The 22,073-nt window shown below is 70.8% G+C and carries 23 protein-coding genes; 6 read left to right on the top strand and 17 right to left on the bottom strand.

The window, feature by feature from the left end:
- A partial coding sequence (locus CW362_RS09500; protein WP_162684021.1) for a helix-turn-helix domain-containing protein occupies positions 1-380 on the bottom strand: 380 nt, incomplete at its 3' end.
- A gap of 100 nt (positions 381-480) precedes the next feature.
- Here CW362_RS09500 and CW362_RS09495 point away from each other — a divergent pair.
- Positions 481-1,503 carry an MDR family NADP-dependent oxidoreductase gene (locus CW362_RS09495; protein ID WP_103548934.1) on the top strand — a complete coding sequence of 341 codons (1,023 nt, stop codon included), beginning with the start codon at positions 481-483 and terminating at the stop codon, positions 1,501-1,503.
- A 337-nt stretch (positions 1,504-1,840) separates the two neighbouring features.
- Here CW362_RS09495 and CW362_RS09490 read toward each other — a convergent pair whose 3' ends face one another.
- From CW362_RS09490 to CW362_RS09455, 9 genes are all read right to left on the bottom strand, one after another.
- A complete protein-coding gene (locus tag CW362_RS09490; protein ID WP_103548933.1) occupies positions 1,841-2,290 on the bottom strand; it encodes a DoxX family protein in 450 nt (149 codons plus the stop codon).
- A gap of 181 nt (positions 2,291-2,471) precedes the next feature.
- The gene (locus CW362_RS09485) at positions 2,472-2,891 is read right to left on the bottom strand and encodes an SRPBCC family protein (RefSeq protein WP_103548932.1); all 420 of its coding nucleotides are present in this window, start codon (positions 2,889-2,891) and stop codon (positions 2,472-2,474) included.
- Between the two features lie 35 nt (positions 2,892-2,926).
- Positions 2,927-3,937, bottom strand: a complete 1,011-nt coding sequence (locus CW362_RS09480) for an aldo/keto reductase (RefSeq protein WP_103548931.1) — start codon at positions 3,935-3,937, stop codon at positions 2,927-2,929.
- Positions 3,938-4,043: 106 nt separating this feature from the next.
- On the bottom strand, positions 4,044-5,075 hold the full coding sequence (locus CW362_RS09475; protein WP_103548930.1) for a TIGR03571 family LLM class oxidoreductase: 1,032 nt from the start codon (positions 5,073-5,075) through the stop codon (positions 4,044-4,046).
- A 115-nt stretch (positions 5,076-5,190) separates the two neighbouring features.
- Positions 5,191-6,021, bottom strand: a complete 831-nt coding sequence (locus CW362_RS09470) for an aldo/keto reductase (protein ID WP_103548929.1) — start codon at positions 6,019-6,021, stop codon at positions 5,191-5,193.
- Between the two features lie 17 nt (positions 6,022-6,038).
- Entirely contained in the window at positions 6,039-6,227 is a 189-nt protein-coding gene (locus CW362_RS45455) for a hypothetical protein (RefSeq protein ID WP_338069052.1), read from the bottom strand.
- Between the two features lie 35 nt (positions 6,228-6,262).
- Positions 6,263-6,385, bottom strand: a complete 123-nt coding sequence (locus CW362_RS45250) for a hypothetical protein (RefSeq protein WP_276313656.1) — start codon at positions 6,383-6,385, stop codon at positions 6,263-6,265.
- Positions 6,382-6,807, bottom strand: coding sequence for a GlcG/HbpS family heme-binding protein (locus tag CW362_RS09460; protein ID WP_103548928.1), 426 nt, complete (start codon positions 6,805-6,807; stop codon positions 6,382-6,384). The genes CW362_RS45250 and CW362_RS09460 overlap by 4 nt, the downstream gene beginning before the upstream one ends.
- 44 nt (positions 6,808-6,851) lie before the next feature.
- Positions 6,852-8,042 carry an MFS transporter gene (locus CW362_RS09455; RefSeq protein ID WP_103548927.1) on the bottom strand — a complete coding sequence of 397 codons (1,191 nt, stop codon included), beginning with the start codon at positions 8,040-8,042 and terminating at the stop codon, positions 6,852-6,854.
- 287 nt (positions 8,043-8,329) lie between these two features.
- On the opposite strand from CW362_RS09455, the gene CW362_RS09450 reads away from it, so the two are divergent.
- Positions 8,330-8,797, top strand: a complete 468-nt coding sequence (locus tag CW362_RS09450) for a MarR family winged helix-turn-helix transcriptional regulator (protein ID WP_103548926.1) — start codon at positions 8,330-8,332, stop codon at positions 8,795-8,797.
- A gap of 344 nt (positions 8,798-9,141) precedes the next feature.
- Here CW362_RS09450 and CW362_RS09445 read toward each other — a convergent pair whose 3' ends face one another.
- A complete protein-coding gene (locus CW362_RS09445; RefSeq protein WP_103548925.1) occupies positions 9,142-9,624 on the bottom strand; it encodes a MarR family winged helix-turn-helix transcriptional regulator in 483 nt (160 codons plus the stop codon).
- A gap of 76 nt (positions 9,625-9,700) precedes the next feature.
- Here CW362_RS09445 and CW362_RS09440 point away from each other — a divergent pair, with 76 nt between their 5' ends.
- Positions 9,701-10,558 (top strand): alpha/beta fold hydrolase, encoded by an 858-nt coding sequence (locus CW362_RS09440; protein WP_103548924.1) that lies wholly within the window; start codon positions 9,701-9,703, stop codon positions 10,556-10,558.
- A gap of 150 nt (positions 10,559-10,708) precedes the next feature.
- Here CW362_RS09440 and CW362_RS09435 read toward each other — a convergent pair whose 3' ends face one another.
- The gene (locus CW362_RS09435) at positions 10,709-11,584 is read right to left on the bottom strand and encodes a LysR family transcriptional regulator (protein WP_103548923.1); all 876 of its coding nucleotides are present in this window, start codon (positions 11,582-11,584) and stop codon (positions 10,709-10,711) included.
- 70 nt (positions 11,585-11,654) lie between these two features.
- On the opposite strand from CW362_RS09435, the gene CW362_RS09430 reads away from it, so the two are divergent.
- Positions 11,655-12,020, top strand: a complete 366-nt coding sequence (locus tag CW362_RS09430) for a nuclear transport factor 2 family protein (protein ID WP_103548922.1) — start codon at positions 11,655-11,657, stop codon at positions 12,018-12,020.
- Between the two features lie 235 nt (positions 12,021-12,255).
- On the opposite strand, the gene CW362_RS09425 is transcribed toward CW362_RS09430, so the two are convergent.
- The 3 genes from CW362_RS09425 to CW362_RS09415 form a co-directional block, all read right to left on the bottom strand.
- On the bottom strand, positions 12,256-13,476 hold the full coding sequence (locus CW362_RS09425) for an esterase/lipase family protein (protein WP_103548921.1): 1,221 nt from the start codon (positions 13,474-13,476) through the stop codon (positions 12,256-12,258).
- A gap of 544 nt (positions 13,477-14,020) precedes the next feature.
- Complete coding sequence (locus CW362_RS09420) at positions 14,021-14,707, bottom strand: DUF4232 domain-containing protein (protein ID WP_162684020.1); 687 nt, start codon at positions 14,705-14,707, stop codon at positions 14,021-14,023.
- 191 nt (positions 14,708-14,898) lie between these two features.
- The gene (locus CW362_RS09415; protein WP_103548919.1) at positions 14,899-17,034 is read right to left on the bottom strand and encodes a glycoside hydrolase family 6 protein; all 2,136 of its coding nucleotides are present in this window, start codon (positions 17,032-17,034) and stop codon (positions 14,899-14,901) included.
- A gap of 749 nt (positions 17,035-17,783) precedes the next feature.
- Here CW362_RS09415 and CW362_RS09410 point away from each other — a divergent pair.
- The gene (locus CW362_RS09410; protein ID WP_103548918.1) at positions 17,784-19,601 is read left to right on the top strand and encodes a cellulase family glycosylhydrolase; all 1,818 of its coding nucleotides are present in this window, start codon (positions 17,784-17,786) and stop codon (positions 19,599-19,601) included.
- Positions 19,602-19,791: 190 nt separating this feature from the next.
- Here CW362_RS09410 and CW362_RS09405 read toward each other — a convergent pair whose 3' ends face one another.
- A complete protein-coding gene (locus tag CW362_RS09405) occupies positions 19,792-20,472 on the bottom strand; it encodes an SMI1/KNR4 family protein (protein ID WP_103548917.1) in 681 nt (226 codons plus the stop codon).
- 84 nt (positions 20,473-20,556) lie between these two features.
- Between CW362_RS09405 and CW362_RS09400 the strand changes: the two genes are divergently transcribed.
- A complete protein-coding gene (locus CW362_RS09400; protein WP_103548916.1) occupies positions 20,557-21,486 on the top strand; it encodes an ADP-ribosylglycohydrolase family protein in 930 nt (309 codons plus the stop codon).
- Between the two features lie 205 nt (positions 21,487-21,691).
- On the opposite strand, the gene CW362_RS09395 is transcribed toward CW362_RS09400, so the two are convergent.
- On the bottom strand, positions 21,692-22,066 hold the full coding sequence (locus tag CW362_RS09395; protein ID WP_103548915.1) for a VOC family protein: 375 nt from the start codon (positions 22,064-22,066) through the stop codon (positions 21,692-21,694).
- Between the last annotated feature and the right edge of the window lie 7 nt (positions 22,067-22,073).

Here is a 22,073-nt window from a genome sequence, read left to right as displayed (position 1 = left end):
CCCACTCGACCAGGGCGTGGGGCAGGTCGAGTGCGGCAGGATACGGAACCAACAGGGCTCCTGTGCTGCTGAGTTGAGACGTCGAACACCTCCCTCAACGGCACGGGAGCCCTGTCCGTGGTCAGGACGTCCAGCAGGCGCAGAACGCGGCGGGCGTGCGCCACGGCCTTGTCTCCGGCGAGCGTGGGGCGGGCGCCGGTGCGACCGCGGTCGAAGAGCACGGCCCCGATCTTGCGCTCGCTGCCCCGCACCGAGTGGGAGACCGCTGACTGGGTCAGGCCGAGTGTCTCGGCCGCGGCCGAGAAGGCGCCGGTGTCCGCGACCGCCACCAGGACGCGCAGTTCCTGCGGGACGAGGTCGGAGTCGGTCGTGCGGGCCACGGGGCGCTCACCTCACGGTATGAGAACTGCTCATGGAACGGTGTGTCGCATGAGCCCAACCGGCTGACCGGACGGCGCATTCCCGCTCTACGGTCCGGACATGACCGAGACCGCGCTCACCGTGCACCAGACCGTCCGCCCCCACGGCTTTCCCACCGCCGACCACTTCACCTTCGCCGAGTCCCCCCTTCCCGAGCCCGCGGCCGGCAGCGCGCTCGTGGAGAACCTCTACTGGTCCGTGGACCCGTACCACCGCGAGATGATGGACGCCGTGTCCGGCGGCTTCGCGCTCGGCGCTCCGCTGGAGGGCCGCACCGTCGGGCGGGTCGTCGCCTCACGTACGCCTCGGTTGCCCGAGGGCGAGATCGTGTTCCACCGGAAGGGGTGGCGCACGCACGCGACGGTCACGCCCGAGGAGATCCGTCGGCTGCCCCGCTTCGACGGGGTGCCGCTGACCGCGTACTTGAGCACCCTCGGCGGCACCGGCCTGACCGCCTACGTGGGTCTCACCCGGATCGCCCGGCTTCAGGAGGGCGAGGACCTGTTCGTGTCGGCCGCCGCGGGCGGGGTCGGCACGACGACCGGGCGGTTCGCCAAACTGCTCGGCGCCGGACGGCTCGTGGGCAGCGCGGGCTCGGCGGCGAAGGCCGCCCACCTCATGCGGGAGGTGGGCTACGACGCCGTCTTCGACTACCACGACGGGCCCGCCGCCGACCTGCTCGGCAAGGCCGCGCCGGACGGCGTCGACGTGTTCGTCGACAACGTCGGCGGCGAGCAACTGGCCGCCGCGGTGGGGGCGCTGCGTGAGTTCGGGCGCGTCGTCCGCGTCGGCACGATCAGCCAGTACAACACCCCCGGCACGTCGTCGCCTCGCTTCGACCACGCGGACATCGTGGAGAAGAGCCTGCGCATGGAGGGCTTTCTGGTCCGCAACTACCTCGACTTGCAGGAGGAGTTGTACGAGTTCGCGGTGCCGCGTCTACAGAGCGGCCGGCTGGCTCTGGATGAGACGGTGGTCGACGGTTTCGAGCACATCGTGGACGCGTTCCTGGGAATGCTGCGTGGCGAGAACACCGGCAAGATCATCGTGCGGGACCGCACGCAGGTCCCGTCCGTCAGTTGACCCCGGCTCGGTGCCGCGAAGCAGCACTGCCGTCTCCAGGGTTCTGGGTTCTGGGTTCTGGGTTCTGGGTTCTGGAGACGGTGGCGGGGCCTCGCGCTCGTCCTGTGCAGGTCTGGACGGCCCCGCCTTTCCTCGGCGGCAGTTGTCGCACGTGAACGGTCGGCGTCGCTGGAGCGGTTCAGCGAGGTGGCGGCCGAGGCCGCCACCTCGACCGCCGGCCCGGTCCGTCCGGCCGAGGCCCGCCCACGCCTTCCTCACCTCGCGAGGGCTCGACCCGAAAGTCCCGGCCACGTACGCTTCCCCGCCGGGCTCGCCGACGGCTCCCCCGTCATCGCGCTCACAGAGCCTGCCCGGCCACGGGCCGAGCGGTGTCCTGGGCGGTTCCCCCGCGTCGGGCCAGAGCGGGCAGGGACAGGGCGCCGGGCCCGAAGAAGACCAGGAGCAGGAACCCCCAGCAGAACAGCGCGGGCGACAGGCCGCCGTTCTGCAAGGGGAAGAGGCCGTTCTTCTGGTGCTCGGTGAAGTAGGCGAAGGCCATGGCCCCCGAACTGAGGAACGCGGCGCTGCGCGTCGCGGCCCCCAGGAGTACGAGAACTCCGCAGACCAGTTCTATGACCCCGGCGTACCAGAACGGCCAGTCGCCCACGGGGCTGCTCTCCCTCCCCAGTATCCCGAAGAGCGTGGCAGCGCCCTCGCTGGCGAAGAGCAGGCCGAGGACGATACGGAACAGACCGAGGACGAGAGGCTGGTGGCTCGACAGCCGGTCGCTCAGGCGTGCGGCGCTCATGGGTGCGTACTCCTTGGATCGGTCGGGTGCGTACCCGGGGGCGGCATGAGGGAACGGGCCTTCCACGAGAGCCCGTCCCTCCTTTCCCTACGTACGCGCGGGATCATCGGTTCAGCGCGACATCCTGGCGTTCGCCGCCCCGGCACGGCAATCCCCGGGACGGATCGGGATGGGTCCCGGGTCAGGCGGACAGCGCCTGGTGGAGGGCGTCGAGGCCGTCGCGGTAGATGTCGGCGAACAGGCTCTCGGCCTCGGCGTCGGTGACGCCGTCGGGGGTGAAGCGGCCGGACCACTGGACCTCGGCGACGTCGTCCCGGCCGGCGACCGGGTGGACGCGGAGGGTGGAGAGGTAACCCGTGACCGGGAACGGAGCCTCGAGGATGGCGTAGCTGTAGTGGCGTCCGGCCTCGTCGAAGGAGACCAGGCGCTCGACGATGGCATCGCCGTCGGGGTTGGTCAGGCGGCGGACCCGGCCGCCTTCGAGCGCGGTGCTCTCGGGGATGTAGGGGAGCCAGTCGGGGAGGGCGTCGAAGCCGCCGATGAGGTCCCAGACCCGCTGGGGAGAGGCGGGGACGACACGGGAGACGGAGGTGGAGGCCATGGTCTTCTTTCCTGGAAAGCGGTGTGTGGCGGGGGTCAGGCGTTGTTCGGGAGCGGGGCGGCCGCGCTGACCAGGCCGGCGGCGCGGAGGTCGGTCCAGAACGCGGCCGGGACGGTCTCGTCCAGGGCCGCGGTGTCCTCGGCGATACGGCTGGGGCGGGTGGCACCGGGGATGACGGCGGCGGCCACCGGGTGGGCGAGGGAGAACTGCAGCGCGGCGGCCTTGATGCTCACGCCGTGCTTCTCGGCCAGGGCCTTCAGACTGCCGACCCTCTCGACGATCTCGGCCGGGGCCTGCTGGTACTCGAAGTGGGTGCCGCCGGCGAGGATGCCGGAGCTGTAGGGGCCGCCGACGACCATGTCGACGCCCTGCTCCTGGGCCATGGGCAGGAGGCGCTGGAGGGCGTGGTCGTGGTCGAGGAGGGTGTAGCGGCCGGCGAGGAGGAAGCCGTCGGGGCGGGGCTCGTCGAGGGCGAGCGTCAGCTCGATGGGCTCGGTGCGGTTGACGCCGAGGCCCCAGGCCTTGATGACGCCCTCTTCGCGCAGGCGGGACAGGACACGGAAGGCGCCGGTGCGGGCTTCCTCGAACTTCTGGAGCCACAGGTCGCCGTGGAAGTCCTGGGCGATGTCGTGGACCCAGACGATGTCGAGACGGTCGGTGCCGAGACGCTTGAGGCTGTCCTCGATGGAGCGCTCGGTGGCCTCGGCGGTCCACTCGTGGACGATCCTGTTCGGGTTGCCGTGCTCGAACAGGCCGCCCTTCTCACCGAGATCGCGAGCGGCGGTCTCGTGCTCGTCGAGGACGACCCGGCCGACCTTGGTGGACAGGACGTAGGAGTCGCGGGGCCTGGCCGACAGGACTTCGCCGAGGCGGGTCTCGGCGAGGCCGGCGCCGTAGAAGGGGGCGGTGTCGTAGAAGCGGATGCCGTGGTCCCAGGCCGCTTCCACGGTGGCGCGGGCCTCGTCGTCGGGGATCGCGCGGAACATGTTGCCGAGCGGGGCGGTACCGAAGCCGAGGCGGCCGGGAAGGATCTTCTTGAGCGACATGGCGGTGCCTTTGTTCGTAGGGAGGTGTGTTCGGTGCGGGTGGCACGAGAAGCGCGCTCATGTGCGGGAGCGCCTTACATGCGAAAACAATACTTGCATGCGCGGGTTATTGCAAACGACGGCTTTCTGGTTGGGTCGTCCGCGCCGTCGACGTGCGGAAATGCGGCAGCACGTCCTCCGCGAGCTCGTGCAGCAACTCGTCCACGGGCCTGTCGTTGGGCCGCAGATTGAACGACACATGGGCGACCCCGAGTGCGCTCATGCGCTCCAGATGGTCGACCAGGGCCCGGCTTCCCGTGCTGAGGCCGAGCCGGACGGGACGCGGTGCGGCGCCCGGGTCCTCGCGCAGGTTCAGCACCATCGGTGTGAGGTACGGCTTGCCGCCGTCCCCCGTGAGCCGCCGCCATTCCTGTGTCTTCACCCTCAACGCGCCCAGATCGCGCGGGTAGTCGAGGGAAGCGTCCGCGTGTTCGGCGATCCACTCGGGGGTCTGCTGCGCGCCTCCGGCGACCGCGATCGCGATCCCCGCCGGATCGACGGTCCTGGGCAGGACCTCCAGCCCCCGCTCCGCGCCGAGACCGGCCCGGGCGAGTTCCAGCGGCCCTTGGCGCCAGGCGGCACGCAATGTCTCCACACCCTCGCGGAAAGCGGTGCCGCGGTCGGGGAAGTCCCGTCCGAACAGCGGATACTCCACGGGGCGGTCGCCGCTGGCGACCCCGAGCAGCATGCGGCCGCCGGACAGGACGTCCACGGTGGCGGCGGCCTTGGCGACGAGCAGGGGTTCGCGCAGGGGCAGCACCACCGCGGCGGTGCCGAGGACGACGTGCTCGGTGACGGCGGCCAGATGGCCGAGGTGGGTGAAGGTCTCGAAGACCGATCCGGCGTCACCGAAGTGGGCGGGGTCGTGGAGCGGCACGTCGCGCAGCCACAGGGCGGCGAAGCCCAGTCGGTCGGCGAGCCGGGCGAGCCGGGTGTGCTCGGCCAGGTCGGGGACGCCGAAGGGGCGGCCGGCCGCGCGGTCCGCGTCCTGCCGGGACGGGCCCCAGTCGTTGTCGAGGGGCAGTTCGAGGCCGAGGGTGAGTCGCCCGCCGGCCTCGGCGGGGGCCAGGCGGGCGAGTGCGGGGTGGGGAGACGACACGGCGGATCCTTCCGGGGCGGACGGGTGGACGGATGGACGGGCGGACGGGAACGGGGCTCCGTTCGAGGGCGTCTGCCCTGAACGGAGCCCCGCGGGGAGGGGAGGACGTGTCGGCTCAGTTGAGTTCGTCGGGGTGCGGACCGGTACGCAGACCGCGGTCGAGCGCGGCCACGGCCCGCATCTCCTCGTCCGTGAGGGAGAAGCTGAAGACGTCGAAGTTCTCGCGGATCCGGGCCGGGGTCACCGACTTGGGAATGACGATGTTGCCCAGTTGCAGGTGCCAGCGCAGGACGATCTGGGCGGGGGACTTGCCGTACCGGGCGGCCAGGTCCCCGACGGACCGGTCGTCGAGGACGGCGCCCTGGGCGAGCGGGCTCCACGCCTCGGTGGCGATCTCGTGCTCGGCGTGGAACGTGCGCAGTTCGGCCTGCTGCAGGCCGGGGTGCAGCTCGATCTGGTTGACGGCCGGGATCAGCGCGGAGCCGTCCATCAGCCGCAGCAGGTGACCGGGCTGGAAGTTGGAGACGCCGGCGGCGCGGATCCGCCCCTCCTCGGCGAGCCGCTCGAGAGCGCGCCAGGAGTCCCGGTACAGGTCGCGGGCGGGCGCCGGCCAGTGGATCAGGTAGAGGTCCACGTGGTCGAGGCCGAGCTTGGCGAGGCTCGCGTCGAAGGCGCGGAGGGTGGCGTCGTACCCCTGGTCGGCGTTCCACAGCTTCGTGGTGACGAACAGTTCCTCGCGGGGCAGCCCGGAGGCGGCCAGCGCGCGGCCGACGCCGGCCTCGTTGCCGTAGACGGCAGCGGTGTCGATGCTGCGGTAGCCGGTCTCGAGCGCGGCGGTGACGGCGGCGGCGGTCTCGTCGTCGGGGACCTGGAAGACGCCGAAGCCGAGCCGGGGGATCTCGACCCCGTTGTTCAGGGTCGCGGTGGGGACGGTGGAGGGTGCCATGGTGTGCGGGTGCTCCTTCACGGGGTGCGGGGGGTGAGGGTGTAGCGGACGGTCTGAGCGCTGATGAGGCCGTCGCGGAAGACGAAGGTGTCGACGCCGTCGGTGACCTGGTGGCCGGCGCCGGTGGCGGACCACTGCAGGAACAGGACGTCCCCGGCGAAGCTCGTGGTCAGCTGCCAGTCGGCGTCGGGGAGGTCGGCCAGCAGCCGGCCGATGCCCTCCTGGACGCCCCGGCGTCCGGTCAGGACGCCGTCGGGGTCACGAAAACCGCGTCCTCGGTGTAGTTGCGGCTGATCAGGTCGAGGTCGCCGGTGCCGAGGCGGGTTCCGTGGTCGGCGAAGACCTCCTGCGGGGTGCGGGTCATCGGGACAGCTCCTCGAGTGCGGCGGTGGCGAAGGCGTGGTCCTGCTCGGGTGCGCCGCCACCCACGCCGATGGCTCCGACGAGCCGGCCGTCGCGGTGGACGGGGATGCCGCCGGCGATGAACAGCAGCGGCCGGTCGAGCGCGGTCGGCAGGGAGTGGAAGGGCCCGTCGGGCTTGACCAGGTCGACCAGGTCGGCGGTCGGGGCGCTCAGCTGCAGCGCCGTGTACGCCTTGCGGGTGCTGGTCTCGCCGGAGATCAGGACCGCCCGGTCGTCGCGGCGGAAGGCGAGCGGGTGACCGCCCGCGTCCAGGACGGTGACACTGACGGTGACCCCGGCGGCCTCGGCGGCGCGGCGGGCGGCGTCGATCAGGGTCTCGGCGTCGGCGGTCGTCAGCGGGGTGACGGCGGTGGTGGTGCTCATGGCGCTTCTCCTTGGGTGATGTACGGCGTCGGAGGGGAGGAAAGTCAGTGGTGTACGGGGGTGAGGGCACCGGCGTCGGCGGCCGTCGCGGGGGCGCGGCGCTCCAGGGCCGCGGACCAGAAGGCCAGGCCCAGCGCGGCGGCGGCGAGGGCGGCGCCGACCCAGTTCGGGGACGTGTAGCCGAAGCCCGCGGCGATCACGAGGCCGCCGAGCCAGGCGGCCAGCGCGTTGCCCAGGTTGAAGGCGCCGATGTTGACGGCGGAGGCCAGCGTCGGCGCGCCGTGCGCCTGGTCGAGCACCCGCTTCTGCAGCGGCGGCACGGTGGCGAAGCCGAGTGCCCCGACGAGCAGGACGGCGATCGCGGCGAGGATCTTGTCGTGGGCGAACACCGTGAACAGCGCGAGCACGACCGCGAGCCCGCCGAGCGTGACGTACAGCAGGGGCATCAGGGCCCGGTCGGCGAACCGTCCGCCCAGCAGGTTGCCGAGGAACATGCCGATGCCGAAGAGGACCAGGAGCCAGGTGACGGAACCGTCGGAGTAGCCGGCGACATGGGTCATCATCGGCGCGATGTAGGTGATCGCGGCGAAGACGCCGCCGAAGCCGAGCACGGTCATCGCCATGGCGAGCAGTACCTGCGGGTTGCGGAAGGCGGTGAGTTCCCGGCGCAGGTGGGCGCCCTCGGGACGCGGCATCGCGGGCACGAGCTTGAGGATGCCGAGCAGTCCGATCACGCCGAGCGCGGCGACGATCGCGAAGGTGGTGCGCCAGCCGACCGCCTGCCCGATGAAGGTGCCCAGCGGCACGCCCACGATGTTGGCGACGGTCAGGCCGGTGAACATGGTGGCGATGGCGCCGGCCTTCTTGTCCGCGGCGACGAGGTCGGCGGCGACGACGGACCCGAGGCCGAAGAACGAGCCGTGGGCGAGCGAGGTGATCACGCGGCCGGTCAGCATCATCCCGAAGCTGGGGGCGAGCGCGGACAGCAGGTTGCCGAGCACGAACAGGCCCATCAGCAGCATGAGCATCCGCTTGCGGCTCACCTTGTTGCCGAGCACCGTCAGCAGGGGGGCACCGAGGACGACACCGAGCGCGTAGCCGGTGACCAGCAGGCCCGCGGTGGGGATGGAGACGCCGTAGTCGGCGGCGATCTCGGGCAGCAACCCCATGATCACGAATTCGGTGGTGCCGATTCCGAAGGCACCGATGGCCAGGGCGAGGAGTGCGAGAGGCATGGGTCGACCTTCACGATTGCTTGAGTGGGCTCCTTAGAGGCTTAGACAATAGTTGCACACGCGCTATAAGTGCAAGCGCGGCCAATCCTCGTGCGACACGATCGCGACCTCGAAGTCCGGCCACGAACCGGACTCGCGCCGAGGTACGGGCGGAAACGGGGTCACGACACCGGCGGGGACGGGGCTCGACAGGGGAAGAAATATTTGCATCCGCCCGCTATAGGCCCTGGCCGGTATTTTTCTCCGCGCCTATCCTTGCTGCTGTCCCCCGGAAGGAGACACGGACCATGACCGCCACAGACCCCGCCCTCACCGCACTCGCCAGCGGATGGGGTGCGCTCTCCCTCCTGCACGGCAAGATCGAGACGCGCATCGAGCGCGCCCTCCAGTCCGGGCACGACCTGAGCGTCCGCGAGTACTCGCTCCTCGACGTCCTCAGCCGTCAGCACGAAGGCGAGGGCGGACACCTGCAGATGAAGCAGGTCGCCGACGCGGTCGTGCTCAGCCAGAGCGCCACCACCCGTCTGGTCTCCCGCCTGGAGGACCGGGGCCTGCTGTCCCGGTACCTGTGCCCCACCGACCGCCGCGGCATCTACACCGACGTCACCGCGGCCGGCCTGGCACTCCTCGCCGAGGCACGGCCGACCAACGACGCGGCCCTGCGCGAGGCGCTCGACGAAGCGGCGAAGAACCCGGAGCTGGCCTCGCTGGTCGAAGCCGTCGAGGCGGCGAACGCCCCGGCGTCGCGCCCGTAGCGATCGGACCACGCGGCGGGCGCCGCCACTCCCCCGCGGCACGACCGCGCCGCACTCCCGGAGCCGGTCCAGCACTCCGGGGCCCGGGGAGCACCTCGGGACTCCGGGGCGCGGGCGGCCCGCCCCTGCCGGCCTCGGGGAGGCGGCGTGCGGCCGTCCGGGACCGACTTCGTGACGTGCCCACCGGGGAGTCGTCGGGGTGGGACGGCCTGCGGCCGGCCAGGCTTCGGCGGCGCGTGATCAGGATTCGTCGGCCGCAGGACGGGCGCCGACGGGACACCTGCTCCCGCCGGTCGGTCGCACCCGAGCACGCGGGGAAGCCCCCGGCCGCGCTCGGCCACGGGTCAGGGGTGGTGGGCGGCGTTCGTGCGGGCAGCGGTGGTGGCGGTGGTCATCGCGGCGAGGAAGCGCTCGACGGTATCGAGTTCGGCCGGGGTGAAGGCGTCCATCGCGCCGAGCAGCGTACCGATGGCGGGGCCGAAGAACGACCAGCCGAGGTCGACCGCCCGCGGTTCGACGGTGAGCAGGACCCGCCGACGGTCGGTGGTGTCGCGTTCGCGGCGGACCAGGCCGAGCCGCTCCAGCCGGTCGATGAGGGTGGTGGTGCCGGCGGAGTTGAGGCGGAGCTGCTCGCCGAGCCGGCCGGGGGTCACGGGACGCTCGGCCCGGGCGGCGTCGAGCAGGGCGATCAGGGCCCGCAGGTCGGTGGGGTGCAGTCCGTGGCGGGCTGCGAACTCCGCCGCGAGCAGGTCGAACTCGACGGTCGCCGCGCGCAGTTGGTGCACCAGTCGCAGGCGGGGGTCCTGCCGGTTCTCCTCGGTGCTCATTGACGCACCGTCCTCTCGCTCACCTAGTATCTCGCTGAGCGAGAGAATACGTCATGCGATCTCCCGAGGAGCCGGTGTGTCCGAGACATTCTTCGCCGCCTATGACGCGCTGCTGGCCCGTTGGCCGGCCGGTACCGCCGAGCTGACGGTGTCCACGCCGTACGGCCCGACCCGGGTGCACGCCTACGGCCCGCCGGACGGCCCGCCGCTGGTCCTGCTGCACGGCGGAGGAGCCACCGGCACGGCCTGGTTCACCAACGCCCCGGCGCTGGGTGCCCGGCACCGGGTGTACGCGGTCGACATCCTCGGCGACGTCGGCCGCAGCGAACGCGCGGGCCTGCCGCTGCGCGCGCCGCGGGATCTCACGGCGTGGCTGGATGCCGTGCTGGACGGGCTGGGGCTGCCGACGGCCGCCCTGTGCGGGCACTCGTACGGCGGCTGGGTGGCCACCGCGTACGCGCTGCACGCGCCGCGGCGGGTGCGGCGCCTCGCGCTGCTCGACCCGACCCAGGTGTTCGGTGGGTACCGGCCGGGCTACCTGCTGCACGTGCTGCCGATGCTGCTGCGGCCCACCGCGCGGCGGGTCGGCGCGTACCTCGACCGGGAGACCGCGGGGACGGGCGTGGACGAGGACTTCAAGCGCCTGTACGTGCTGGGTGCGACCCTGCGGGGGCGGGGCCGGCCGGTGGTGGGGCGGACGCTCGACCCGGCACCGCTCGCCATGCCGGTGCTGGTGCTGTTCGCCGGGCGCAGCCGGGTGCACGACGCCGGAGCGATGGCGGACCGGGCTCGCCGGCTGCTGCCGGGGGCCCGGGTCGAAGTGCTGCCGGGGCTGGGCCACCACGTGCTGCCCACCGCCGGTGCCGCGGCGGTGGACGCGATCGTGCTGGAGTTCCTCGGGGCGCCGCCCGCAGGGTGCCGTCCGCCCCGTTGAATTCCCCCTTCGGCCGATCGGCGGCTTCGGGTCCATGAACTCCTTTTCCGCATCCGCCGGTTGCGCTCGCTCGTACAGCCCGGCGCGCTGGATCGAGATGCGGCGAGAGAGGAAGGCCCGCAGGTCGGCCACCGTCCGGCACATGCACACCTAGCCGGTCCGCAGAGCGGCGAGGAGCCTGGCCAGCAGGAGTTGCACGGCCGGGGGGTGCTGACCCCGGCGGGTGACGAGTCCGAGCCGGGCGTGCGTGGCGGCGTCGGTGAGCGGGGCGGTCCGCAGGCCGGTACCCCGCGCGGAGGACGCGCTGAGGACGGCGACGCCCGCGCCGCGCTCGGCGAGGCGGAGCAGGGTGACCGGGGAACTGGCGTCGATGTCCACGCGCGGGTCGAGACCGATCCTGCGGCAGGAGTCCTCGTAGGCGGCGCGGATGCCCGTACCCGGGGAGAGGCAGAGAATCTTCTCGTCCCGCAGGTCGCCGAGGCGCAGTTCCGGCCGGTCGAGGGGGTGTCCGGCCGGGACGACGGCGGTGACCGGCTCGTCGACGACGACGCTCACCTCCAGGCCCGGGACGACGTCGCCCGCGTAACCGATCAGGGCGAGGTCGAGAGAGCCGACGAGGACCTGGGCCTGGAGGTCCTCGGAGTAGCCCTCGTGAAGGCTGAGTTCGATGCCGGGGTGGGTGCGGCCGAGACCGGCGACGGTGTCGAGGAAGGGCGGGATCGAGCAGCCCATGATCATGCCGAGACGGACCCGGCCGCGGACGGCGTCGGCGAACTCGGCGGCGGTGTGCTTGATGGCCTCGAGAGCGGCGAGGACGTTCTTGGCGAGGGGGAGAACGGCCTCACCGACCGGGGTGAGGCGGACGTGACGGCCGGAGCGGTCGAACAGCTGCTGGCCCAGTTCCAGTTCCAGCTTGGCCACTTGGGTGCTGATGCCGGACTGACTGACGTGCAGGCGATGGGCGGCGGCGGTGAAGGTTCCCTCGTCCACGACCGCGGCGAAGTAGCGCAGCTGATGCATCTCCATATTCAGAAATGATAGATATCATCCGATCTATCTGTTGGACTGATGGGTGAGATGTCCGGAGGATGGAGGCATGACGACGAAGACCGCGCGAGAGCTTGCCGAGACCTACTTCACCTCCTGGGAAGCGGGCGACTTCGACACCTTGCGGGAGTTGCTGGCCGAGGATGTCGACTTCGTCGGAGCGCTGGGAACGGCGTCGGGGGTGGAGGAGGCGCTCGCCGGGCTGAAGGGGCTCGGTCAGGTGCTGGAGAAGATCGACGTGAAGGTGCGGGTGGCGGAAGGCAGTGAAGTGATCACCTGGTTCGACCTGTGCACGAGCGTGGCGCCGCCCACCCCGACGGCGAACTGGATGCACGTGGAGGACGGGAAGGTCGCCCGGATCCGGGTGACCTTCGACCCCTGCGCGCTGCTCGCGGGGTTCGAGAAGCGGAGCTGAACAACACCCCGCCAAGCCTTCGACTTGCCGATGAGTCACTCGACCGCCGGATCACTCCCCCGAACCGTCCCCGCGGCCGCTCCGAGTACGGTGCCTGCCTGTCGATCGACAGGCAGGCACCGGTCGACTTCCGCTGTTCGTCCGCGAGTTGTCCGCACGTCACACCGGGCGTCCTACCGGATCCAGCCCCCGTACCGGAACCGAGCCCAAGGAGTGATCACGACATCGCGCGGGTCTAGAACCGGTCCATCAGCCAGGTGCACAGCTCTTCGGTCGGGAAGGTGTGCGGGGTCGTCACGGACGAGCAGTGGAACTCGTCCAGACCGCTCTGGGAGGGGTCCAGACCGTCGATCTTCGCGTACAGGTCCTCCTGCCGTGCGAAGTCCAGGATGTCGACCGCGCTGACCGACGGGACGAAGCACACGTGCGGATACCGCAGGTCCGCCTCGCCGCCGGCCTCGATCATCGAGTTGGCGAGGATCTGGTACGTCGCGAGTGTGCCGCCCGGTGCGCCGTCCAGCTCCGGGAAGCCGCTGGTCGTGATGGTCCGCTCGGTCGCCGGGAACGCCCGCTTCAGGTAGGCGACCGTCACGTCGTCGCCCTGTGCCTGGGCGTAGAAGGTGGTGCCGGGGTAGCGGACGTCGAGCCGCAGCGCGACCTTGCCCGGATCGACGTCGGGCAGGCCGACGCCGTCGCCGCGGCCGTTGGCGACGGCCAGCTTGCGCGGGATCCGCGGCCACCGGCCGACCCGGTCCAGCTCGTTGAGCAGCGCGATGCGCTCGGAGGCCACCCCGATCTTCTGGGTCTTCTTGTCGTAGTGCTGCCACAGCATCTGCCGCGCGGCCGGGCTGTTCATCTGCTGCTCGAAGGGGTGGGGCTTGAGGTCCAGGCCGTACGGGAGCAGGTAGGCGAACGCCTGGACGCCGACGGGGATGGAGGCACCGCGGTGCGGGGTGTCGAACGAGAAGTACACGCCCGTCTGGTGCTCGTCCTCGTGGAAGTCGGTCTCCATCCGGGCGAGGGTGTAGCGCGCGATGAGGCCGCCCATGCTGAAGCCGCCGACGATCAGCCGCTCGCTGCCCGTGCGGCGGCGGATGGCCTCACGGATGGCCCCCTCGACCGCCTTGGAGTTGGTCAGGATGGAGTCCGTGCGGTTGTCGAAGCCGAGCAGGACGACGTCCATGCCGCGGCGGCGGAGTTCGCTGATGAGAGGGTAGTCCTCGCCCTCCAGGAACTCGTAGAGCTCCTTGAGCTTGCTCTTGCCGTGGTTGAAGCCGTCAGCGATGATCACCGGCCGGGTCAGGGTGGTGTTCTCGTTGCCGTAGAAGACCCAGGTGAATCCCTTGTCGACGGTCCACTCCTCGTCGAAGTCCGGTACCTCGACCGGGTGGGAGGGGGAATCGAGCGGGTCACCGATGCTGAACGGAGTGACGGGAGCCTCGGTCGTTTCGGACATGGTCGTACTCCTCGTGGGAGGGGGAGAGGGGGACGGCAACATCATGTGGCATATTTCAGGCAAATCGCCTGTCGGGTACTCCCTGGAAGCCGTGGAACCCTCCCCGGCCCTCGTACGCCCTACGTGACGTCAGGGCCTTTGGAGGAAGGGGGGTTCTGGGAATCGCGGGGCCGGAACAGCCGGAGGGGACAGACCGAGGGACCCGGTCGACAGACCAGGCCCCTCGAAGCATTTCGCAGCATTTCCACAGCTCAGCGATTCAGAAGAGCACCCCCACACCGCAGCACATGCGTGTACGACCGCGCCTCACCCCCGCGCGCCACCAGCCGCGCGCCCACCGGCAGCTCCTTCGGTTCCTCGCACGAGACATACGCCGGTCGGGTGAAGCCTCCGGTCCACCAGAAGAAGCGGAAGCCATAGAACCCAAAGAGTGATCACAACATCACACAGGCCCTGGCCCTCGCCTGCTCGCGGGCCGCTGCGGCCGGCCCGCCTCGGTTCGGTCACCGCCCCCCTCACCCCGGAAAGGCGCCGCTGAAGACCCTCAGTAGGTCAGCGCGTCCTCGGCGGTACCGAAGAAGCTGGTGACCTGGCTGTCGTTGACCGTGATGGGGCCGTCGCCGACCGGAACGGTCGTCGGGCTCTCGGAAGCGGTGAGCGCCACCTCCACCTTGTCGGCACTCTTGCCCCCCGCGGTGTCGGCGCGCGAGAACATGATCCCGGCGTACGCGCTCTCGCCGGGCTTCAGGATCCAGTCCTTGCCGTCGGGTCCCATGTGCTCGGCGGCGCCGTCGAGCCCCGGAATCGTGATCACCAGCTCGTTCGCCGGCAACAGGCAGGAGTCGCTGCCCTTGTTGCTCGCGGTCAGCAGGGCGTGGTTGACGGGCCTGGACGCGACGGTGACCTTGTAGGTGAGATCGGCCGTCTCGCACATGCCGACACCTCCGTCCTGATCGTCGTCGGCCCCGGGCTTCGACGACGACGCCGGGGTGCTGGGGCTGCTGGAGGGCTTCCCGCCACCGTCGCCACCTTCGCCCGGGGCAGCCGACGAGGGCGTGCCGGTGCCCTTGTCCGTGCCCTTGCCCGCACTCGTGGCGGAAGGGCTCGCGTGCTTGCTCGGGGCGGCCACGTCGTTCTCGGCGTCGCCGTTGCATGCGGTCAGGGCCAGGACGCCGATCGACAGAGCGGCGAGGGCGGCGGTGGTACGGCGTGAACGGGCTGTGTGAGCCATGAGAAGTCCCCCGGGATTCGGAATGTCCCGGTGATCGTGCCTCATGGGAGCGCTACCGCACCCCGATCACACCGAGCGGGAGCGGTCTTCGAACAGATTCGTGACATTGCGGCGGTGCCTGTGACAAGGGAGTATCCGGCAGCGCAGGGGCCGGAGCGTCGCCGCCCCGGCCCCCGTCCACTCCGTCCGTTCTACGGCTCGGTGCCCCAGACCAGGGCGCCCGACACGTACACGGTCACCTTCGCCGCGTCCGCGTAGGAGCTGCCGGTGCCGCGGCTGTAGTCGTCGGACTCGTTGAAGTTCGACCAGTCCGACTTGGCCATGCGCAGCTGGAGATCACCGCTGTCCGCTCCGGCCGCCAGGGAACCGGAGTTGAAGCCCACCTCCAGGTAGTGGTCCGCGCCCGTGCGGCTCGGGGACACGGCGCCGACCGAGGTCTTCACCGTGGAGCAGCCGAGCTGCGCCCAGTCGCAGAAGGTCTGGTAGCCGGCGGAGGAGGACTCCCCGGTGAACCAGTAGCGGACGGTCACCTTGGACAGATCGACCGCGGCCGAACCGCCGTTGACCAGCTTGAGGCCCGGCTTGACCTGGTTGTCCGCGGTGGAGGAGTCGTTGTTCTTGTACTGGACCTTGAGGCCCGTCGAGCCTCCTCCCCCGCTGGATGCCTTGGTGGTGGCGGACACCGCCGTGGAGGAGGCCGAGACGTTGCCGGCCGCGTCCTTGGCCTTGACGGTGTAGCTGTAGGTGGTGGAGGCGGTGAGTCCACTGTCGGTGTAGGACGTGGCGGTCGCGCTGCCGACCTTGGTGCCGTCGCGGTAGACGTCGTATCCCGTGACCGCGGTGTTGTCCGTGGACGCGCTCCAGCTCAGCGAGACGCTGCTGCTCGTGGTGGAGCCGACCGCGAGGCCACCGGGAACGGTGGGGGCCTGCGTGTCGCTTCCTCCGCCGCCACCCGATCCGCTCAGCGGCGGGTTGGCGTTGGCGAGCAGCTGACGGAACTGGGCCGAGAACCAGTGCCCGGCGAGCGGGGAGTTCGGCAGGGCCCCGGTGAGGTTGTTCCCGTTGCGTCCGTTCCCGGTGTACGTGGGGTCGCACATCCGGTCGAAGCCCTTGCCCTCGTCGTTGTCGACGGCCTGGCTGGCCCCGTCCGACTCCCCCGGAGGCTTGGCCCACACGTAGGCGTCGATTCCGGTGTCGGGTGCGGTCGCCGGGCGCTCGCCGAGGCCCGCCCCGCTCTGGTTGCACCAGTTTCCGGCGTGGATGCGCCGGTCGATGCGGCCACCGTCCACGTATGCGTCGACGCTGGTCGTCGGGCCGGGACCGGTCGGCCGGGCCGAACCGCCCCAGCCGTTGCGCGAGGTGTCGATGAGCATGCCGATGCCGGAGTCGAAGCCCTGCGCGACGAGCGCGGTGCGCAGGCCCTGCGCGTACGAGCTCTCGTCGTCGTACTGGTTCCAGTCGATCCACTTCGACTGCCGCACCGTCTGGCCGTTCACCGTGTCCGTCACCTTCACGTACGGCTCTTTGGTGGCGGAGTAGTTGGCGGTGTTCACGATGAAGCCCGCCACGTCGTTCACGGTGGCGCCGCTGGTGGTGGCGGCCTTCTTGAACTCCTGGGCGGACGGGTTGAGGTTGCTGTCCCAGCCGAGCCAGCCGTGGTGGCCGGCGTCGATGTAGTTGTAGGTGTTGGGCAGAGCGCCGAGCGTGTGGAGGGCGTAGCCGACGCCCTTCTCGTAGTTCCCGTTCGCCTTCATGGTGGCGCACTGGGTCGTGGAGCCGGCGGTGCCGCCCGCGTTGGTCACGAGGTTGGGGAGCGAGTCGGGCTCGATGAGGTTGACGATCCGAAGGCTCGCGTAGGCCGGGTCGGCGAGGATCGAGGCGATCGGGTCGATGTAGCTGCTCTGGTAGGTGGCCAGGTCGTCGGGACCGAGTTCGCCGTTGGAAGCGAGGGCCGCGCAGTCCCGGCCGGGCAGGTCGTAGATGACCAGCTGGACGAGGTTGGCGCCCTGGGCCTTGGCCGCGTCGAGGTGGGCTCGCAGACCACGGGCGTCGGCGGTGCCCTGGATCGCGGCCATCCGGTCCAGCCAGACGAAGGTGGGCTGGTCGGAGATGGCCGAACCGCCCGGTTCGGCCGCGGCCCTGGCCGACCAGTCGGGATTCACGTACGCCTTCGCACCGACGTAGGGATTGTCGAGTTTGGCGGCCGCGTTCGCGGTGGCCGGGAGGGCGGTGACGGACAGGGCGCCGAGGAGGGCACTGACGGCCAGAGCGGCGGTCCGCTTGGATCCGCTTCGGCGCACGGTGGAATCGGGTCTACGGGAAGGCATCGGCCATCTCCTGGGGAGAGCAGGCGAGTACGGATGGTGTGCGGGGCGCAGGCGGCCGTCCGGTGTGCCACGTTCGGGCGCACCGGAGGGAAGCCCGCCGGACGGGCGTCGCGTTCAGGCATGCGGATGGTGCGACCGCATGCGTCGCGCGACGTGGAGCTGGTACCGCCGGGCGCGAGCGTGCAGCGGCGTCGTCCGGGTACGGGTCCGGACTTCTCGCCGCCTCGCGCGGACGGTGACCGGTCACCGAGGTGGCGGCGGGACAGGACACTGCGGTGGGAGCGCTCCCAAACTGCGGCGTTCGGACTGTGAATGTCAACACCCGTGCACGGAGTGTGTTTCTGACGCCTCACCATCCGATGACTTCAACGCATGGATCCACCGCAACCCCCGCGGACGCACGCCAGGTGGCGGCATGCGGAAGGCACCGGAGGGAGCACTGCCGGCGTCCGGCGAGGAAACCGAGGGCCGGATCGACCCCTCCGCGACCGGAGCGGCGCGGGCCTGGCCGAAACGGAGCGCACCCGTGACCGACAAGCCTCGAAGGAACGCGATCCCCGCGCGAGGTATTGACGCGAACACGCTTAGTGGCTTCCATGTGCGCAGTCCGGCTTCGACGAGCCGGCCGCCGGGGGCGGGACACTCCCGGCGGTCCGCGGGAGCCGCCATGCCGGATGCCCATGACCCTGCCCGCCCGGAGACGCGCGCCCGCGAATGGGAGCGCTCCCACCCGGAGAGGACCCCCCACCATGCGTCACCCACCCTCATTCCGTGCCAGGCGCGCCCTGGTCTCGTTCCTCACCGCGGCCCTCGCGGCTCTCGTTCCCTTCACGGTGGCGGTGCCCGCGCGGGCGGCCGTCGCCCCCTCGCCCTCTTCGGCCGCGGCGGCCGCAGCCGGTGCCGGATACTGGCACACCGACGGCCGCAAGCTCCTGGACGCGCAGAACCAGCCGGTGCGCATGGCGGGCATCAACTGGTTCGGGTTCGAGACGTCCAACTACGTCGCGCACGGCCTCTGGTCACGCGACTACAGGTCGATGATCGACCAGATGAAGACCCTGGGCTACAACACCATCCGCCTGCCCTACAGCGACGACATCTTCAAGGGCACCCAGCCCAACGGCATCTCGTACGCCAACGGTCTGAACGCGGATCTTCAGGGTCTCAGCTCGCTCCAGGTGATGGACAAGATCGTCGACTACGCGGGCTCGGTCGGGCTCAAGGTCGTACTCGACCGCCACCGGCCCGACTCCTCGGCCCAGTCGGCGCTCTGGTACACCTCCGCCGTCCCCGAGACGACCTGGATCGCCGACCTCAAGACCCTGGCGGCGCGCTACCAGGGCAACACCGCCGTGATCGGGATCGACCTGCACAACGAACCGCACGATCCCGCCTGCTGGGGATGCGGCGACACGAGCACCGACTGGCGGCTCGCCGCCGAGCGGGCCGGCAACGCGGTCCTGTCCGTCAACCCCAGCCTGCTGATCTTCGTCGAGGGCGTCCAGACGGTGAACGGCCTGAGCGGCTGGTGGGGCGGGAACCTCGCCGGGGTCGCCGCCGCGCCGGTGCGCCTGAACGTCGCCGACCGCCTGGTCTACTCGGCCCACGACTACGCCACCAGCGTCGCGCAGCAACCCTGGTTCAGCGACCCGTCGTTCCCGGCGAACATGCCGGCCGTGTGGGACAAGTACTGGGGCTACATCTTCAAGCAGAACATCGCCCCCGTCTGGGTCGGCGAGTTCGGCACCACCTTGCAGTCGACGGTCGACCAGAAGTGGCTCGCCGCGCTCGTCGACTACCTGCGCCCCACGGGCACGTACGGAGCCGACAGCTTCAACTGGACCTTCTGGTCGTGGAATCCGAACTCCGGTGACACGGGAGGGATCCTCAAGGACGACTGGCAGACCGTGGACACCGTCAAGGACGGCTACCTCGCGTCCGTCAAGGCCCCCGGCTTCACCGGTGGCGGGGGCGGCGGCGGAGACACGACCGCGCCCTCGACACCGACCGGACTGGCCGTGACCGGCACCACCGCGTCGAGTGCGTCCCTGTCGTGGAAGGCGTCCACCGACGACACCGGGGTGACCGGCTACGACGTCTACCGCGGCACCACCAAGGCCGGTCAGGTCACCGGCACGTCCTTCACCGACACGGGCCTCACCGCCGGAACCCGGTACGACTACACCGTGCGGGCCCGCGACGCGGCCGGCAACACGTCCGCGGCGTCAGCGTCGGTCACCGCGACGACGACCGGCACCGGGGGCTCCAGCGGATGCAAAGCCACCTACAAGGTGAGCAGCGACTGGGGCAGCGGGTTCAACGCCGACATCACCGTCACCAACACGGGCACCTCGACGACCAGGTCGTGGCAGGTCACGTGGGAGTGGCCGGGCAGCCAGACCATCTCCTCGATGTGGAACGCCTCCTACAGCCAGGTGGGCAGGACGGTGACCGCGAGCAACGCCGACCACAACGGAACCATCGCGGCCGGCGCCTCGACCGGCTTCGGGTTCGGTGCGGCGCCGGGTGGCGCGGGTTCGCCGGTCCTGAGCTGCCGGGCGGGCTAGAGAAAGCGCCCGGGCCCGTCCCGACGCGACCGCAGCACGCCGCACGGTGCGGCAGACGGCATGGCGGGCCTCGCCGTGCGGCGGCACGCGTCCGTAGCGGGCGATCGTCCTGGCCGGCAGTCGCTCGTTGTCGGTGGTGGTGGAACCGGGGGGCGAGGTCGTCCGACGCCATGGCAGTCGGCCAGGTCCGTCACTCGTTCTGTTCGACCGTCCGGAGCGCTTCCGCCAACCAGTCCCGATACCAGCGAGAGAAGGTGATCGGCTCCTGTTCCGGCCCGAGCAGCGGCTCGAGGTCCCGCTCGTCGACCCGGTCGTCGGACCAGATACGACCGCGTTCGGGGCCGCTCACGACGAGCCACTGGCGGTAGGCACAGCCCAGATGACAGATGACGACGGCGCCGACCGTCCGCTCGGGGTTCCACATCACCGCGTCCCACTTCTCGTCCCAGGCCTCGTACGCCTGGTCGAAGTCCTCGATCTCCTCGAAGTCCTCTTCCTCCGGGCATTCCTCCAGGAGCGCGAGGACCAGCGCGGGATCGGGCCCCTGGACAGGGAACGGCTCGGAGAGCCGGGTGAGGTCTGCCAGATCCGCGCCGTCCCCTTCCCAGCGCCATCGTCCGTCCACCCGGCGCACCGGGAAGAGTCCGTACTCGGGGCCGGCACCGCCCGCACCGACCTGGGTCAAGAACTCCCGGTAGTCCTCCGGAAGCCGGACGCCCAGTTGTTCCTCCAGCTCGGCCAACTCGCTCTCGTCGAGAGGATCCTCCAGCAAGAACCCGTGCCCCTTGATGCCGTTCACCACATCGGCACCCGGTACCTTCGCCAGTCCCTGTATCTGCTCGCGGACGCCCGCCCATGACCCTGCGCTCATGGCCGCAGGATACGGAGCGGCTCTGACATCCACCGGCCGGCCGTCATCGGATCCGGCCCCGCACCGTGCGGATAGCCTGCGCGGATGAAGCGGATTCAACGGACCGTCGGCGCAGTCGTCGGATCAGCGGTGGGTGACGCGCTGGGTGCCCCCTTCGAGTTCGGCCTCCCGGGAACGTTCACCGCACGGTTTCCCGTGCCGGGCGCCGGCGACGAGATGAGCGGAGGCGGCGGCTGGGACCCGGGGGAGGCCACCGACGACACGCAGATGGCCGTCCTGGTCGCGGAGTCCCTGCTGGAGCGGGGCGGACTGGATCTGCCGGACATCTTCGCCCGCTTCCAGCGGTGGGCCGCGTCGGACCCCAAGGACATCGGCTTGCAGACCGAAGACGTCCTCACCAACGGCATGCCCTGGGACCTCGCCGCCGCGATCCATTTCCAGGTCAACCAGCGAGCCGCCGGAAACGGCTCCTTGATGCGGGCATCGACGTCCGCGGTCCACTTCGCTCCCGCGGGCCGAGAAGCCACCATGGACGCGGCCCGCCGCATCGCCGCTCTCACCCACGGCGACCGCGCGGCCTGGGAAGGCACCGCGATCTTCCACGAACTCGTCCGCGTCACGCTCGAAGGCGCCGACCCCCTCGCCGCGCTCCCGGACATCCTCGCTCTCGTCCATCCCGGCCACCGCGGACGCTACGCCACAGTCCTCGCGCCCGACTGGCACCCCGATCGGGCGACCGAGTTCAACGGCGCCGTCTGGCCCTGCCTGGGTTCTGCCGTCTGGGCCCTGCGCACCACCACCGGCTTCGAAGACGCGGTACGCGCCGCGATCGACCTCGGCGGTGACACGGACACCGTCGCCGCGGTGACCGGAGGTCTCGCGGGGGCGTACTACGGGCTGGACGCGATCCCCGCCCCCTGGACCCAGCGCCTCCATGTCCCCCTCCCCGGATTCGACGGGCGGGTACTGCACCTGGCGGATCTGCTCCGCCTCGCGCACCGCCTGGGCGGATGACACGGTTCTCACCGACTCGGGACATCCGATTCCTCCGAGGCCACCGGTGAGACCGAAAAGCGCCGGCCTCGCGCTCGCCGTCCGCGGCGCGGGCACGGACGCCCCGATGAGGTCCGGCCGGGCCGCGATTCCTCGGGCGCGTGGTGGTGGGCCGCCCCGTGTCCAGCCCCGGATCCAGTTGCGCGTCCGCCGGCGGGCACCGTGTTCAGGCGCCTGGAAGGAACAGGCAGAAGAGGTGGCCGTGAGGATCGCGGAGGACTCTCACGTCCTTCTGGGGCTGATGGTCCTCCAGCGTCGCGCCCAGGGCGCAGGCCCGTGCGGTCTCCGCTTCCAGGTCGTCGACCTGCAGGTCCAGGTGCGCCTGCATCTGCTGGGTTCCCGGGCGCTGCGGCCACACCGGCGGAGTGTGGTCGGTCTCCAACTGGAAGCTGAGTCCGGGGCGTTCTCGCTCCGGATGCCTCAGGCGGACCCACCGCGGTTCGCGATCGACTTCCTGCCAGCCCAGCAGGGCCCGGTAGAAGTCGGCCAGGGCGGGCGGGTCGGGAGTACCGAGCACAAAGGCACCGAGCGTCGTGGTCATGCCTTCA

Source organism: Streptomyces populi (assembly GCF_002911015.1).
In the GTDB taxonomy this organism is placed as follows: domain Bacteria; phylum Actinomycetota; class Actinomycetes; order Streptomycetales; family Streptomycetaceae; genus Streptomyces; species Streptomyces populi.
This window is presented reverse-complemented; position numbering and strand designations above follow the sequence as displayed.

Bases quoted from the DNA above. Each gene is read 5' to 3' on its own strand.
- CW362_RS09495 (WP_103548934.1), top strand. From the start codon at position 481: ATGACCGAGACCGCGCTCACCGTGCACCAGACCGTCCGCCCCCACGGC.
- CW362_RS09490 (WP_103548933.1), bottom strand. From the start codon at position 2,290: ATGAGCGCCGCACGCCTGAGCGACCGGCTGTCGAGCCACCAGCCTCTC.
- CW362_RS09485 (WP_103548932.1), bottom strand. From the start codon at position 2,891: ATGGCCTCCACCTCCGTCTCCCGTGTCGTCCCCGCCTCTCCCCAGCGG.
- CW362_RS09480 (WP_103548931.1), bottom strand. From the start codon at position 3,937: ATGTCGCTCAAGAAGATCCTTCCCGGCCGCCTCGGCTTCGGTACCGCC.
- CW362_RS09470 (WP_103548929.1), bottom strand. From the start codon at position 6,021: ATGGCACCCTCCACCGTCCCCACCGCGACCCTGAACAACGGGGTCGAG.
- CW362_RS45250 (WP_276313656.1), bottom strand. From the start codon at position 6,385: ATGACCCGCACCCCGCAGGAGGTCTTCGCCGACCACGGAACCCGCCTC.
- CW362_RS09460 (WP_103548928.1), bottom strand. From the start codon at position 6,807: ATGAGCACCACCACCGCCGTCACCCCGCTGACGACCGCCGACGCCGAG.
- CW362_RS09455 (WP_103548927.1), bottom strand. From the start codon at position 8,042: ATGCCTCTCGCACTCCTCGCCCTGGCCATCGGTGCCTTCGGAATCGGC.
- CW362_RS09450 (WP_103548926.1), top strand. From the start codon at position 8,330: ATGACCGCCACAGACCCCGCCCTCACCGCACTCGCCAGCGGATGGGGT.
- CW362_RS09445 (WP_103548925.1), bottom strand. From the start codon at position 9,624: ATGAGCACCGAGGAGAACCGGCAGGACCCCCGCCTGCGACTGGTGCAC.
- CW362_RS09435 (WP_103548923.1), bottom strand. From the start codon at position 11,584: ATGGAGATGCATCAGCTGCGCTACTTCGCCGCGGTCGTGGACGAGGGA.
- CW362_RS09430 (WP_103548922.1), top strand. From the start codon at position 11,655: ATGACGACGAAGACCGCGCGAGAGCTTGCCGAGACCTACTTCACCTCC.
- CW362_RS09425 (WP_103548921.1), bottom strand. From the start codon at position 13,476: ATGTCCGAAACGACCGAGGCTCCCGTCACTCCGTTCAGCATCGGTGAC.
- CW362_RS09420 (WP_162684020.1), bottom strand. From the start codon at position 14,707: ATGGCTCACACAGCCCGTTCACGCCGTACCACCGCCGCCCTCGCCGCT.
- CW362_RS09415 (WP_103548919.1), bottom strand. From the start codon at position 17,034: ATGCCTTCCCGTAGACCCGATTCCACCGTGCGCCGAAGCGGATCCAAG.
- CW362_RS09410 (WP_103548918.1), top strand. From the start codon at position 17,784: ATGCGTCACCCACCCTCATTCCGTGCCAGGCGCGCCCTGGTCTCGTTC.
- CW362_RS09405 (WP_103548917.1), bottom strand. From the start codon at position 20,472: ATGAGCGCAGGGTCATGGGCGGGCGTCCGCGAGCAGATACAGGGACTG.
- CW362_RS09400 (WP_103548916.1), top strand. From the start codon at position 20,557: ATGAAGCGGATTCAACGGACCGTCGGCGCAGTCGTCGGATCAGCGGTG.
- CW362_RS09395 (WP_103548915.1), bottom strand. From the start codon at position 22,066: ATGACCACGACGCTCGGTGCCTTTGTGCTCGGTACTCCCGACCCGCCC.